The following is a 12,664-nucleotide window of genomic DNA, read 5'->3' as shown; positions in this document are numbered from 1 at the left end:
AAACCGCTGAAAAGAGAGACCTTTGAAAACTTGCTGACACCCGTGATAAACACAAATTTTAAGTACTGGTCCGCTTCTTTTATGACTGAATAAAAATTTTTAAGTTCCTCTCTTATCTCCATCGCTAGGTCTTTTTCAATTATCCGATCCAAAAGGGGCTTGTCGTACTCGTCAACAAGGACAACCACCGGGGCATTATACTTTTCGTATATCTTTTGTATCAGCTCAAAGAATCTTCCCGTAATCGTCTCAAATTCTAACTGAACGCCGTATTCTCTGCTATTTCTTTCCAGTAACTCTTTTTCAATAGCCTTTAACTCATCAAGGTTTCTAACAGCTCCACTGCCGAAGCTAATACTGATCACAGGATATTTTTTATCCCAGTCCCAGTTATTCTCCAAATACAGTCCTTTGAAATATTCCTTTTTGCCCAAAAATGCCCACTTTAAAGTATCGACAAATAAACTCTTGCCAAATCTTCTCGGCCGGGATAAAAAATAATACTTGCCGTTGTCGAGTAGCTTTTTGACAAAATAGGTTTTATCCACATAATAATAGGGTTCTTCCCTCATCACTTTAAAACTCTGGATACCTATCGGCAGTTTTCTATACACTCTTTTCACCTTCGCTTCAATACTCCAAAATCCTTTTTTATTATATCACATTGCGTATCCTAATCGCATAAACCTATAAAAGGCAAATTGACAAACTATTAATTTTGATATATACTACGATATATACCATGTTTGAGGAGATGATATAAGTGGATGTGGCTAAAATCTTTGAAAATGGAAGAAGTCAGGCTGTCCGCTTACCAAAACAGTATCGCTTCAAAGATTCTGAAGTGTTTATAAAAAAAATTGGCGACATCGTTATTTTAATCCCTAAAGAAAGCACATGGAAAAGTCTCGAATTAGGCCTGAAATACTTTTCTGAAGATTTTCTAAACACCAGGAATCAGCCAGAATTACAAAAAAGGGATGAATTTTAATGAGGTACATGCTTGATACCAATATCTGCATCTATATCATCAAAAAGAAGCCCGTCAATGTCCTTGACAGATTAAAGAGATTAGATATAGGCGATATTTGCATATCTGTAATAACATTGGCTGAACTTGTATACGGCGTTGAAAAAAGTCAAAATAGAGAAAAGAACCAAACTGCTCTAGCTGCTTTTCTGGCCCCAATCGAAATACTGCCTTTTTCCGATAGAGCAGCGGTTAAGTATGGAGAAATCCGCGCATTCCTTGAAAAAACGGGGCAGACTATCGGAGCGTATGATTTATTAATTGCTGCCCATGCCCTTTCTGAAAACCTTACCCTGGTGACAAACAATGTAAGCGAATTCGGCAGAATTCCTGACCTATCTATTGAAAACTGGATTGAATGAATCAATACCTAAATAGCCCTCCCCGCGTAAAGCAAAAGATAGAAAAACTACTATCGGGCGAAGGCTTAACGGAGATGATAGAATCAACCTCTGCATTGAGGGATTTGAAATACGAAAACGGCTCGATAAACGAGAGCGCCATGTGGGGTTTATTCCTGTTCGGCGGGTATCTAACCCCGAAAAGCAAGAAAATAGACAGCACCTTCGGGCAGTGGGTGTGCGAGCTTTACCCGCCCAATAAAGAAGTGCTAGCCTTTTACAGGACGACAATAATAAACTGGCTCAAAGGCCTCGGCTTTGAATATGGAAAGATAGAGCAAATGTTAGAGTATCTTTTTGAAAAAAAAGGTGAAGCCTTCGAAAGGGATTTCAACGAAATTCTCCTCAAGGTTTCGAGCTATCACACTTTCGCAGATGAAGCTGAAAAAGTGTATCAAGCCTTTGTCCTTGGGATGCTCAGTGTGCTAGGCGAGCGCTACGAAATAAAATCCGAGAGGGAAAGCGGTTTTGGCAGGTATGATGTGGTAATAATCGATAGAAAAGTTCCGAGGGCCATCATAATGGAGTTTAAGGTATCTGAAGATGACCTTGCAAAGGACGCCCTAAAAGCGCTGGAACAGATTGAAAATAAAAAATACGAGGCGGATTTGAGGGACAGGGGGATTATGGATATCGCGAAAGCAGGCATAGCACTGAAAGGAAAAAGCTGCTCCTGCAGGGTGGCATGAAAAAAGCCCGCTTTTAAGGCGAGCTATTTTATATTTATGCTTTTTAAAGATGCATTTATCTGCATTTATTTTGAAGGACTTTTTCACCTCTCCTAAATGACACCGGCGGAGCGTACTTTTTTCAATTTATCACCATAACCGGAGCCTAGCCGCAGGCCCCGAGGCAGGCCATCGTCTCGAGGATGAATAGCAGGTCAGCAAAACTTCTTACCGCAATCAATGCACCCAGTGATAATCATCCCTTTTCTAGGCACGACTACCTCTTCCCTGAGCCGACAAAATCAATCGACTTGAAAGCGAAACATCTTTCAGTTTTGAAGCCATTTTTCGATCTGCTTGCGCCATTCAGCGCTCGCATGGGGTTCCAAAATCACTTCTTTTCCTTCCTCAAGGTTAAGAGAGGACTCGCTAGAGGTTACTGATGGCGTTGGTTCTGCATCTCCGGTTAAACAGCCAAAAGCAGACGGGTCTGGTAGCACGGGACGGTGCCGGTACTCGTTTTCACGTTGAATTCTCATATAACGGGTATTGGGGCGGTTCTCATGCACTAAAAACCTCGGACCATCGGGTACAGGTGGATAGCCTGGCCACTCCATCATCTTTAGCAACATAGCGATACGCTTTAGTTCGTATAAATGGGTGCATGGCTTATTCGGATTGAGCACATCCAACACATGTTTTTCAAAATCTCTAGTGAGCTGCTCCAACGTAGCACGATCGGACAGTGCCTGCCCTGACCCGGATATTCCCGTCTGCCAATTATCTCCGTCAAAGAGCGAACTATAGCGCATATTACGGTCGGTCAGATAGAGAGTCGCTTCCAACTTTACCGCGCCCATGCCCAAGTGTTTGCCCATGCCGAGTTGATGGCAGTATTCCTTGACCGGGTCGCCCAGCGGGTGCAGTACCCAGCAAATGGCACCCAGCTCTCGCTTTGAGAGGTTTTCAAAATAAATGCGGAACTTGAACCTTACGCCAGGCTTAATAAGCTTAAACTGGGTATGTTGTGTGCTGTTGTTTGATACCTCGTTGGTTTCTATGATATCCTCTACGGTCCGCTCCCCTTGTAGCCAGTAGCGTTTGTGCCCGCGAATAACCGTTTCTTCGGGTGTCTTGCTGTCATAATGTTTAAGCTCACTCTTTTCACTACTTGGTTGAACGAGATAATGTTGAAAAGCTGTCGGTTTAGGCGAGGCGAGAATCTTGGGTACAACGGGCCTGTCCGACAGCCATATGTCGGTTTGGTCTTCCACGAGTACGGCATCCGTCACAAATACGCGGCTGGCATAGGCGCGCTTTTTATCGCCCTGTTTGGGTATTTTCTGAATAACGCGGCGTCGCTTCATGTCTTCCAGTTCTTCACGCGTGCGGGCAAAGCCAAAAAGCGCCTCAGCGTAGTCAATGTCCTCCGGCCGACGCAGCTCTTCGGGAACAAGCATAAGAGGACTATTTACATATGGAAGCCGGAACATTTGGGCGCGCCCCAAAAAGGTAAGTTTCCCGTCTTCACGTAAAAAGAACACAGGATCCCCTGGATCAGGAGGATTTTTGCGGAGCATCCCGTTGCGCTCCCTACAGTTCTTGTCAGGCTCATCCTTTGGGAAGGCCCTCTCCTGCCATTGGGTTATCTGGTCATCGTCATGAAAGCGTTCAAGTAGCTTTTCAGGAACATGAATCTCTTCGGAATTGACATCAGGCCAGAGAAAAACAAATTCCTTTTTCTTACGCGGGACATCTCCCGTGATGACCAAGACTCCTTCCTGCCAGCCCGACCGCTCAGTATAACTTAACTCTTTTACGAATTTACCATTATTCGAAAGCGTGACCCAAACTCGTGCCCATTGATGTGGTGGCTCACCATTCCAACGTGGTGTCTGATTCGGTCCTTGCCCAATGTAAAGGCGACCATTAAGTCTGTCACGATGTACTCTTGCAATCTGACAAACCTTGATAACGTAACCCCGAGCCGTCCGTCTGAGGAATCCCGCCTCGATCTTACCGGTCATGCGACTTCTATAGTATTGCCCAACTGCCGTGTTATCTACCGTTCGAAAGAACAATTGTTTCTCCGTCACCCACTGCACCTTGCCGTAACTTACAATCTCCAGCAGACTGCGGAGCATGCCGCGAAGGCTGCTTCCCGGAATGACCGGTTGGCCCGGATCCCGCGTGTAGAAGAAGTGCGGGGTGTTTTTTGCCTGTTGGCGAAATGAGGTGTACCTTCTCTCATCCTCACCTTGCTCCTGCCGCAAAAATTCTTCCAGGGTAAAAGGGCAACGGATGTAAAGCGGTGACCTGGTTGTAAGCGTCACGTCAAAATACCCTGTATATTTATTATGGTGGTACCGGTCGTGATCCGGAAGTTCATCCGCACTGTTGACCGCCGTCACGACAATTTCTGGTAGCGGTACGAAGTTATAGGGAGCGCTGGCAGTGCGGTTAGGTTCGGGATTGCGGTGTTTGGGCAGATTTAAAATAACCCTCTTGCTCATTTCGCTCACTCCTTTTTTAGGTCTACCAATCGACTGGCTGCGATGCGCGCAAAGCCGTCCTCATCTTCCTCGATGTAATGCCTTACCCACAGGCGTAAAGGCCTGTTTTCTCTACTATATTCCCCTGTTAGTTCAAAAGGCACGGCATGGAAAAGACCTTGGATACCATCTATCATCAAGGTAAATCCATGACAAAGGGGTTGTGCGTGAGTTCCCCAGAGGATTTGGAGTTCATCTATAGCCTCGTGCCATTTTGGAGTTTCGTCCTTGTCTGTATCGCGTATTAACCGGGCGTGCCAGTGATTTTCTCCATCACGCCAGAGGAGCAATTCGCCGTGTGGGGCAAAAAGCCGGGCTTGCAGCAGTGTCTCGATCCGCAGGGGTGGTGAAACCTCCCTGGCAACGGTGTCCGATGTAATCAATTCTCCATTGTCTATTCGACCCCAGATCACACCGTCATCGGCATGGACCAACAGCCACTTTAAGCCATATATGCCGGCTTGCTTCTGCAGCCATTTCTTCACATCACTAATCTCGCTAGTATCTATAAATTCCACCACTGCAGGAGATGTTTTGTTGATTTCGCGCTTCATGATGCCCCTCCTTTCAATTGCTCAATGCTCTGACGAATTGTTCTAACTCATTTCGATCTCCGTCTATTGTCAAACCTCTTCCATTGGCTACAATTTTCCATTCCTGAGTCCCGCCATCTCGTTGCAAGGTCAATACCGCCCTCTTGCCTTTCAATCGTCCTCGCCCAACGCCGACCTCACCGCCCAGTGGCAAATCTCCTGTCCAAAGGTCTTTTAGCAAAAGTAAAAGGAGGCCAATTTCTTTGTCTTGCGGGTTCATCAGGCGCAACTCAAGCGTAAGCACGGTGTCATCGCCGCCGAAAGCCGGCTGCTCATTAAAGAGTGCGGTCTCCCGCGCGCCACCCGTGAAGCGGTCGATACTGACTCGGTTTTGCACAAGGTCCGTCCTTGCATTATTTATGACCGCTTCGCTGACGATGACTCGACTGGACTTAGGATCACCCCCATTGTTTACCTCAGGTCCAAACATCTCCCCCACCAATTTTTGAGCTTCATCCTCGTTGGCTATTGTATTGACTATTCTCAAAGCTCGGGCTCGTAACGCACCGGCTAAGCTTGTACCGGGTAAGACAGGCTTAATACTGCCATCGGCTTGTCTTGCATGTAAATGTACTATATCGGGGCCTCGATCATCCTGCCCACTGCCAGAGCGAATGAGAAGCGAACCATCAAGGGAAAAAGTCGCTTCGAGATGGAAGAACTGCCGTCTGTCTGGAAGTAGCTCGTTAATCCCGAGCGCCGTTTTAATGTCAGAGACCGGTTTGACGTATTCGAGAGGTTTATCCCCGTTCTCAATCCAGTCGAGAAGGCCCTCGGGAGTAGTCAAATCATATCTTTTAACTCGCCACTCAGGCACACGGACTCGCCCGTAACCGCGCCGTTTGCGAGCACCCAGCGTGATGCTTCCGTCATTAAAACCTTTCAGTGCCGTTGCCAGGGCCTGCTTGAGTCTTACTTCGTCATCTCCCTCCCGGATTACTAACTCAAAACGCAAAGGGAAGGTAGTTCCGGCCTGCCAAAGCTCAAGGTCAAAAAGCCGGTTTTCCCAGGTGGTGCGGCTTTTTGGATCAATGACCACGCTGTTGCGGATTTCGATTCCAAAGTTTTTACCCAATGCATCCTCAACGATCAACGGGCTTTGTTCGCCTTCTTCTTCATTTTTATTATATTTCAGCGCCCCGAATAAAAGGACGCTAGCTGATTTACCATCAGCACTTTGACCGTAACCCCGTTCCCGCTCGCGCAAGTAACTCCGCAAAGCACCCGCTATTGAGGTACCAGTCAAAAGTGGCGTCCGGCCATCCAGCGGGTCCACCAGAAGCGGCATGTCCACCAGCTCATCGGTGTCACCGTTGCCAAAGTGCGCAGGTGTTTGCAGCACCAGATCACCTTCGACGACTATGCGGGAAATTATCTTGCGCGATTGTTTACCCGCCCACAGTGCATCAGACACCGCTAATTTCCCTCCTTTCCTCTTTTTTTCTCAAGCGCACATGCCAGAACAGCGTCTATGTAACGTAGTATGTATCTGATACGGAAAGACTCGTTAATCTTCGGTTCGACCCCACCTAGCTTAGGAATGTCATGTCTGCTTATACCGAATAACTGCTTCCAGTTATCCGGGTTGACTTCATTTAAGGTATCCCTCATCCACTCGAGTAGAGACCGCTCCCCTACTCTTACTTTCTCAAACTGCTTCCGCGCCGGCTTACGGGTTTCAATGTCTTTCAGAAAATCCTTCACGCGCTGCGGGTCCGGATTTTCTTTCATAAGCTCGTAACGTATTATGCCACGCAATCTAGATACTTGGGCATTGCTCGGTAGCTCCCTATTACCAACCAGGAAATCGGCAACTTCAACAGCTCTGGCAACCAGCTTACCTTCTAGTCGCCGTTCAAGCATCCGCGCTACCATGCGCTCCGCTATGGTTTTGCTCTCCTCCTCGCTAATGGTTTGCAACACAGCTTTGGGAGAAACCTTAGGCTCTACCTCTAACATTTCTTCTGTAAGCCAGTTAAAGGCCAGGCGCCCGAAACCCTCGGCCCGGCGTTCGCCTATCCCTTTAGCCTCCAGATCTAAAAGCTTTGCCATATCGTATGAAGAATCATCACTCAACTCGTAAACAAAAACACTCCCCATTTTAATTGCCAGCACTTGTGGCAAGGGAAGCCCCCACTTCCTGTTAAAACCACCTATCAGTTCTGAGCGAATAAAAGCTCTTTTAAACTTAAGCTTCATTCCCAATTTCTTTTCCAAAGTAGCAGTCACCGCGCCGGGGTCTGCCGTAAACTGACCGTTTTCGTCTCTTAGTAAAACATCGCTCAAAAACGTGACGATGAGTTTGCCATCTACCTGGGCTACCAGCTCTCTGTCCACTTCGCGCCAGTCTTCAGCTGCCGTTTTTATATCGACATTGTGGATCTTCGCTCTCCCGTAGCCAGCGCTCCTCGAACCACCGAGGAAGACTTCTCCAGCAAGCAGCAGCCTGAGAAGCTCAGCATCTTCATCGCAGTCACAGAGTATCAAAGCCTCAAAGCTCTGCCCGCCAGCCAGAGCCTCATAACGATATACCGCTCCAGAAGGTTCTTCTGCCACATTAGAAGACTGCGGTATTGCCCGACCGTAACGGCGATTCCTGGCAGTATGAATGGATAGCTGGCGTTCGGGGCTTACAAGGCGAACCATGTCTTCATACAACGTGCAAAACGGCGCCCTTAGGCCTTGTGGTTGGTCTATGTCCTTAGGGTGTTCATCAATGGCGAAATCGTAAATAGGAGCCGGATCACCATCTGTCTGGATAGATGCAGCTTTCTTGTCCTGCTGCCAGGACAGCGGTACGGGCAATGTCCGATTTTCCAAGCGGTCAAGGGGATAACCATTTAGGAAGCGAGTGGTGCCGTCAAAGAAGAGCCTCCTTACCGTTTCCTCCCCGGCATCCAGAGTTTTCAGCTTTCTTGAGCGCATATATTTCCCAATCACTGCACCTCTCAACACACTACCCGGAATATAATTAAAGGAAACGCTTTCGTTCGGGTCGCCTTCCAGAGCTGTCAAAAGGGCCGGTTCGAGCAGGGTAATGCGATAAGAGATGACTTTCATAACCCCTCACCTCTCACCAACTGGCGAAAATGCTGCAAACAAGCCTCTGTAATGTCATTTTTATTTTCATCCAACAACCGCGCCTTCAAGCGGCCGCGGCCGCGATTGCGCCCGTTACCCGCTCGGCGCAGACAAAGCACGCAAGATGCAAGTAACGCTTTTGCATCTTCATCCGGCTCTTTGTCAAAATCCAGCGAGGCAATAAAAGTAGTCTCCCGCAAAACAACACGTATCGAGCGAAGGCTCCCTTCTTCTGGCGCACCCGTTTCTTCAGCAACCGCCGTTTGGCGTCGAATAGCAGTAAGTGATTCCAAAACTTCAGCCGGCGTCAGCTCTCCACGCTTGATGTGAGCTTCTACCGCCTGGCACAGCTCTTCCGGCAAAAGGGCCGGACCCACATGCATACGGGCGTCGTCTAGGGTGCTGCCCGGTCGACCGAAGAGAAAGCTGGCAGCTTGCTGCAACCTAGCCAGGGCCTTCGAATTTTGCTTTTCTAGAGCATACAAGATATTCGCGCACTGTTCTACCAGCAATCCCTTAAGTGTGCGGCCCCGCAAATAAGGGAGGCCAGTCTTCGGATCATGCTCTACTTCTTCGTCTACAAGCCCGGCTACTCCCTCGCCGCGCCCGAAAGTTGCATCGCTTTTAAGGGTGATGTGAATGTACATTTTCATTAATCTTCCTCCTCCAGCGGAATAAACCAATCGCAAAGTTCGATGGCATCAAAATAGCCGCAATAGTCGCCATGCCAGCCTTTTTCAGACAAGTCGATCATTGATGCTACAATCTCGGGAAGTCTTTCTATTTTATACCTACGTACGAATTGCTTAACAGAGTCAGGGCCGAGGCGCAATACCTCACGTAATGCTTTTAATTTGTTGCGGCGTCCCACCCACTCCGGTTTTCGAAATTCTTCAATACCTTTTCTTACAACCGGCCAGGCGCGAAGTGATTCTTTGGGATTTTCATCCAATGTAACTGGCCGCAATGTGAGCCAACCTTTTTTAACTTTGTATTCTCGTTCGCGAATTTCCTTAATACCCCCTGAGAAGCCGCTTAAGGCAAAATGCCAGTCCAAATATGAACCTTCGATCTCAATTTTTCGTCGATAATTTTTAGCTGAGTTACATAAGTCTTCCGCAAGTTTATATGCTTGAGCAAAAGGATAGTGAGATTTCACGATAGCGATACCTGCACAGGACGTAACTTTATCCTGGCAATCAGGCCGCTCAGCAGTTTCCTTTTCAAAGGTTCGGATATATTCAATAGCCAGCGAAATCCCAAGTCGCCCATCGCAGACAAACGTAATATCATCACCTCCGTATACAATTGGCAGGATAGGAAGGTAGTAAGTTTTGCCGTCCAAAGACTTTGACAGCTCGATTTTCGTTATTTCGACCTTCCTTTCGTTGTTGTCGGTTCCATGAAGTACAATACATCGTTTATCATCGTACGTTTTTATCCGCTTTGCTAACTTATTTATTGAATTCCTTAGCGCATTCTGGGCAGCTTCTTTAATACCATCAGAAAAGGCGCGCATGGCTCTGATGTACTCGCGGTTCTGCCGGGGATCTTTATATAGCTCACCAATTTTATTTTTGCGCTGTCCTATATCGTTGCCGTCTATATGAACGACGGCGATATAGCTATATTCCCCAGTAGAGCGGCCTAAATAGTCTAGATCTTCCGGATATTCATAGCCCTCAGGAGGAGGGATTAACTTTTTTAATCTTTCACGTGCCATTTTAATATTATTGATTTTGGCAAAAACTTCTGCCGAAGCAGGATAGCCTTGATCATTACCAATTGGCGTTGTAACTCCGACAGCCGGTAACCCCGTCGAGCTGCACATAGCGGTCACGCCTAATCCCAATAAAGGAGCAGAAGGAATCCACCCGCGTTTTTTTCTTTCCAAAGCTTCTAGTGCAGTCTTGACCTTTTGGGAAAGTGATTCCGTCCACTCGAAAGGCTCACTGGTTGCAACCAGTTGGAGCCCCGGAGCATCGGTCAGTATTTTGCGCGACAATTTCCGGACAAAATCCCTGGCACAATTCTCACTACGAAAAAGTACTACGAAATTTCCTCCTCCTGCATAAAGAACTTCAGCATCAAGCCCGGCCTCCAGATCCTCGATACGCTTATCGACTTCCAGCTCCTTTTTGTTCTCTGGATTGATGTTATTACAAGGAGCAACTTCATTAACGATGCTTAGCGCCCAGTCTTCTGTGGCCTGTACGACCAGGTACGAAGCTCCAACATTTTCTCGCATTCTGTTGCTCCCAAAAATATACGGCTGAATCTGGGAGACTTCTGTAATTACTAGCTGCACGGTCTTATCACTCCCCTCCGCTCTGAGACTTAATCCAATCTTCAATATGAAAGGCTAGATCCGCAAGTTGCTTACGTCCAAATACCCGAACGCGTCCCTCGCAATCAAAGTCACGTCGAATTTCCTGTTCTAAACCGGCAGGATCTTCAGCGCAGCAAATCAGTGCTACCCGCGCCTCGTCACCTCCCAGCTGCTGTGCGCGGACATAGGCTTCAAAAAGCTTCTGCTTGAGAATCTTTCTATCATTGGATGTTGAGCAAGAAAAAGCAAATAACTGATAACCACAGATGGCAACCACATCTACTTCAAATTTAACGTCTTCTGTCTCAACGTTTTGCGCTACCTCACCCAATTGGAGGTCTTCTTTCAATTTATTGAGGATGCCAAGGACGTAGTGCTCAAGCCATATGCCATGTAGCCAACTGCAAAACCTTATAGGATCGTCTTTAAAGGCAGAATGAGTTAAGGGCAAGTCTTTTCCTTGATCGTCAAGGAGAGATTTAAAAATTCCCTTCATTTCTTCTTTGCAACTTAGAGTTATTTGCATAAGTTCAGTTTTACTTTTCCATTTATTGAGGTTGGTAGGACGCTTGCATTTACTGAGCAATTCTTCTTTAATCCAGCTGTTCCACTTCTCGTAAGAGTCGGCATCACGCGAACAAAATATCGCCAGGGCTTGAGCAGTATCGTAAAGCACCGGTTTGTTGTTCGGCTCACTTCTGAGACGCCAGCCGTGCAAAGCCAGAAAATCCTCAAGACTCAACATAACTTCCCGCCCAACGTATATTCTCCTCTCGCTCAAATAGCCGTCAGTTGGTTCAAAAACCATCTGTAAGGCACGAGCATCAAGATAGCTGAATACAGGTGTAATGCCTTTGTCTTTAGCCCACTGTTCCACAGCGCGGTAAGCTTGAACAGACATCATCTTAGTGCCGCCGGTATAGTTGAGCCCAATGCTTCTGCCTTGGACCTCTTCAAGGCACTTTCGCACACCCTGGCAAATTGATGATGGTTCAGACTCTTTTACCTCTTTTAGCTTTACTATATCCTTCTTTTGGTGCTCCCTTTCCAGCCATTCTTTCAATCGCTGCGCAACAGAAAAAGAATCACTTGAATGAACTAAAGTAATTATCCCCTCAGCCTCGACTAGGAGCTTTCCGGCAACGGCATTGGGAAGCGGATTGCTGCCGACTAAGAGGATTAAGTGCCGTACCCTCGGGATCTCCATAAAACAATCACCCTCCCAAATTTTCCTTTGTATACAGGAGCTCGTCCTATCCCAATTCTCACACAAGTACTGCTATCCCTATATTTACCCAGAGCTTCGAAAATTCACAATAATTATATTTCAACACTTTTTGTTGTTTTCCTGCATTTTCCGTCAAAATATGAACCCGCGGAAACCGCGGGTATCCCAGGGAATTTTTAGTTTAAGTAGAACAAATTTTACAAAAAGGCTAAGCCCGCTTTTAAGGCGGGTATTTAATTTCATATTTTAATCTTCTCCACATCAAACCCAACAATATTTCTCTTTTCCTTGCTGAATTCCACCCCTATAAGGTAAACTTCGTTAAAATTTCCGGCATATTTCTCATAATATCTTTTGTTCTTAAGCTGCTCAATAGCCCTGCCTTCGGGAACATATTCCACCACTTTGAATTCGAATATATACACTCTGCCGTCTAAAAATACACTCATATCAATCTTTCCATAGTTTGTGGCATCTTCCGCTATTACCTTAAAGCCTAAGGATGAAAAGTAACAGTAGAATATACTCGCATAATAACCTTCATATCCGGCCAGGTCGTTCTTTCTATACCACTCTGCGGGTATTGAGGCAAAAAAGGAATGAAATACCTCTTTCATCTTTTCAAAGTCGTTTTCCAAAACCGCCTTATAAATCAAAGTCCTGTTTATTTCTTTCTTCCTGTAGTCTTCCACAAGGTAATTCAGCAAATAGTTGGACAAACTGTACTTCACTTCTAAATTAGGGAAGCCCAATTTGTACCTTATCAGGCCTTCCCTGCCTTC

12 protein-coding genes are annotated in these 12,664 nt (G+C 46.6%); 3 read left to right on the top strand and 9 right to left on the bottom strand.

The features are described from left to right. Nucleotides 1-572, bottom strand: a 572-nt coding sequence (locus tag BUB66_RS11595) for an AAA family ATPase (RefSeq protein ID WP_425291888.1), incomplete at its 3' end; no start/stop codon positions are given. A gap of 191 nt (nucleotides 573-763) precedes the next feature. On the opposite strand from BUB66_RS11595, the gene vapB reads away from it, so the two are divergent. From vapB to BUB66_RS11580, 3 genes are all read left to right on the top strand, one after another. Next, nucleotides 764-991: a type II toxin-antitoxin system antitoxin VapB gene (vapB, locus tag BUB66_RS11590; RefSeq protein ID WP_073258672.1), complete on the top strand. Its 228-nt coding sequence runs from the start codon at nucleotides 764-766 to the stop codon at nucleotides 989-991. Then, nucleotides 991-1,392: a type II toxin-antitoxin system tRNA(fMet)-specific endonuclease VapC gene (gene vapC, locus BUB66_RS11585; RefSeq protein ID WP_073258670.1), complete on the top strand. Its 402-nt coding sequence runs from the start codon at nucleotides 991-993 to the stop codon at nucleotides 1,390-1,392. Before vapB ends, vapC begins: the two co-directional genes overlap by 1 nt. Nucleotides 1,393-1,466: 74 nt before the next feature. After that, on the top strand, nucleotides 1,467-2,120 hold the full coding sequence (locus tag BUB66_RS11580; protein ID WP_159431537.1) for a PD-(D/E)XK nuclease domain-containing protein: 654 nt from the start codon (nucleotides 1,467-1,469) through the stop codon (nucleotides 2,118-2,120). A gap of 308 nt (nucleotides 2,121-2,428) precedes the next feature. Here BUB66_RS11580 and BUB66_RS11575 read toward each other — a convergent pair whose 3' ends face one another. The 8 genes from BUB66_RS11575 to BUB66_RS11540 all read right to left on the bottom strand — a co-directional run. Beyond that, nucleotides 2,429-4,612: a TIGR03986 family type III CRISPR-associated RAMP protein gene (locus BUB66_RS11575; protein ID WP_073258666.1), complete on the bottom strand. Its 2,184-nt coding sequence runs from the start codon at nucleotides 4,610-4,612 to the stop codon at nucleotides 2,429-2,431. Between the two features lie 5 nt (nucleotides 4,613-4,617). Beyond that, nucleotides 4,618-5,205 carry a type III-D CRISPR-associated protein Csx19 gene (gene csx19, locus BUB66_RS11570; protein ID WP_084099043.1) on the bottom strand — a complete coding sequence of 196 codons (588 nt, stop codon included), beginning with the start codon at nucleotides 5,203-5,205 and terminating at the stop codon, nucleotides 4,618-4,620. A gap of 13 nt (nucleotides 5,206-5,218) precedes the next feature. After that, on the bottom strand, nucleotides 5,219-6,658 hold the full coding sequence (locus BUB66_RS11565; protein WP_198409460.1) for an RAMP superfamily CRISPR-associated protein: 1,440 nt from the start codon (nucleotides 6,656-6,658) through the stop codon (nucleotides 5,219-5,221). A gap of 2 nt (nucleotides 6,659-6,660) precedes the next feature. Then, nucleotides 6,661-8,304 (bottom strand): type III-D CRISPR-associated RAMP protein Csx10, encoded by a 1,644-nt coding sequence (gene csx10 / locus BUB66_RS11560; protein ID WP_073258664.1) that lies wholly within the window; start codon nucleotides 8,302-8,304, stop codon nucleotides 6,661-6,663. Next, nucleotides 8,301-8,978: an RAMP superfamily CRISPR-associated protein gene (locus tag BUB66_RS11555; protein ID WP_073258662.1), complete on the bottom strand. Its 678-nt coding sequence runs from the start codon at nucleotides 8,976-8,978 to the stop codon at nucleotides 8,301-8,303. Before BUB66_RS11555 ends, csx10 begins: the two co-directional genes overlap by 4 nt. Then, the gene (locus BUB66_RS11550) at nucleotides 8,978-10,633 is read right to left on the bottom strand and encodes a Cas10/Cmr2 second palm domain-containing protein (RefSeq protein ID WP_073258660.1); all 1,656 of its coding nucleotides are present in this window, start codon (nucleotides 10,631-10,633) and stop codon (nucleotides 8,978-8,980) included. Before BUB66_RS11550 ends, BUB66_RS11555 begins: the two co-directional genes overlap by 1 nt. A 7-nt stretch (nucleotides 10,634-10,640) precedes the next feature. Continuing rightward, nucleotides 10,641-11,861 (bottom strand): Card1-like endonuclease domain-containing protein, encoded by a 1,221-nt coding sequence (locus tag BUB66_RS11545; RefSeq protein ID WP_073258658.1) that lies wholly within the window; start codon nucleotides 11,859-11,861, stop codon nucleotides 10,641-10,643. Nucleotides 11,862-12,121: 260 nt separating this feature from the next. Continuing rightward, the coding region (locus BUB66_RS11540; RefSeq protein WP_188092903.1) for a PD-(D/E)XK nuclease domain-containing protein at nucleotides 12,122-12,664 on the bottom strand (543 nt) is incomplete at its 5' end.

The organism is Caldanaerovirga acetigignens (assembly GCF_900142995.1).
In the GTDB taxonomy this organism is placed as follows: Bacteria; Bacillota; Thermosediminibacteria; order Thermosediminibacterales; family Thermosediminibacteraceae; genus Fervidicola; species Fervidicola acetigignens.
The sequence above is the reverse complement of the archived record's forward strand: the minus strand, read 5'-3'. Positions and strand labels throughout refer to the sequence as shown.

What these genes read in the sequence shown, in the direction of transcription:
- csx19 (WP_084099043.1), bottom strand. Translation starts at nt 5,205, where the DNA reads ATGAAGCGCGAAATCAACAAAACATCTCCTGCAGTGGTGGAATTTATA.
- BUB66_RS11575 (WP_073258666.1), bottom strand. Translation starts at nt 4,612, where the DNA reads ATGAGCAAGAGGGTTATTTTAAATCTGCCCAAACACCGCAATCCCGAA.
- BUB66_RS11545 (WP_073258658.1), bottom strand. Translation starts at nt 11,861, where the DNA reads ATGGAGATCCCGAGGGTACGGCACTTAATCCTCTTAGTCGGCAGCAAT.
- csx10 (WP_073258664.1), bottom strand. Translation starts at nt 8,304, where the DNA reads ATGAAAGTCATCTCTTATCGCATTACCCTGCTCGAACCGGCCCTTTTG.
- BUB66_RS11580 (WP_159431537.1), top strand. Translation starts at nt 1,467, where the DNA reads ATGATAGAATCAACCTCTGCATTGAGGGATTTGAAATACGAAAACGGC.
- vapC (WP_073258670.1), top strand. Translation starts at nt 991, where the DNA reads ATGAGGTACATGCTTGATACCAATATCTGCATCTATATCATCAAAAAG.
- BUB66_RS11555 (WP_073258662.1), bottom strand. Translation starts at nt 8,978, where the DNA reads ATGAAAATGTACATTCACATCACCCTTAAAAGCGATGCAACTTTCGGG.